Below are 903 nucleotides of genomic sequence, written 5' to 3' on the forward strand. Positions count from 1 at the left end.
CTTCGGCCCATTGTGCCAGCGCCAGTGAGACCAGCTCTGGCCCGTTGTCCATCCGCATCTTCAGCGGGTAGCCGCGGTTTGCCGCGATCCTGTCCAGCACCCGGATGACTCGCTGAGCCGGGATATTCAGGTCGATTTCTATCGCCAGTGCTTCGCGGTTAAAATCATCCACCACATTGAAGGTCCGGAAGCGTCTGCCGCAGACCAGGGCGTCGTGCATAAAATCGATGGACCAGCTCTGGTTTAATGCTTGCGGTGTCGCCAGTGGTGCTGGATTACGCACTGGCAGCCGCTGTTTTCCCTTGCGACGAAAATTCAGTTTCAGCAGGCAGTAAATCCGGTGAACACGTTTATGGTTCCAGGTATTGCCCTGCCTGCGCAGCAGCTGGAACAACTTCTTAAAACCGTAGCGCGGATAGCGTTCTGCCAGTTCAGTCAGCGCACAGATCACCGGTTCATCACGTCGGGTATCGGGCTGGTAAAAATAGACCGTCCTGCTCAGCGATAACGTCCTGCAGGCCTGGCGTAAACTCATGGCAAATTGTGCCGTCAGATAGCTGACGAGTTCACGCTTTATCGCTGGTTTTAAAGCTTTTTTTCGATGATGTCTTTCAGTGCCCGGCACTCAAGGCTGAGATCAGCAAACATCTGTTTCAGACGTCGATTCTCATCCTCAAGGTCTTTGATTTTTTTAATATCGGCCGCTTCCATCCCGCCATATTTTGCCTTCCAGTTGTAATAACTGGCTTCCGAAATAGCGGCCTCACGGCACACATCCTTGACGGTACGTCCGGCTTCGACGGACTTCAATACGGCGATGATCTGGTGTTCAGTGAATCGGATCTTACGCATAGCGATCTCCTCAGGGGACATAATCAGTATGTCGGAAGATCTCTAAAAGTG

Annotated in this window: 1 pseudogene; it reads right to left on the reverse strand. The window is 52.5% G+C overall.

Going from position 1 to position 903, the window contains the following annotated elements:
- Positions 1-852: pseudogene (locus GKAS_RS23340) on the reverse strand (IS3 family transposase); the annotation flags it as partial.
- Between the last annotated feature and the right edge of the window lie 51 nt (positions 853-903).

The sequence above is a fragment of the Kluyvera ascorbata ATCC 33433 genome, assembly GCF_000735365.1.
Classification (GTDB): domain Bacteria; phylum Pseudomonadota; class Gammaproteobacteria; order Enterobacterales; family Enterobacteriaceae; genus Kluyvera; species Kluyvera ascorbata.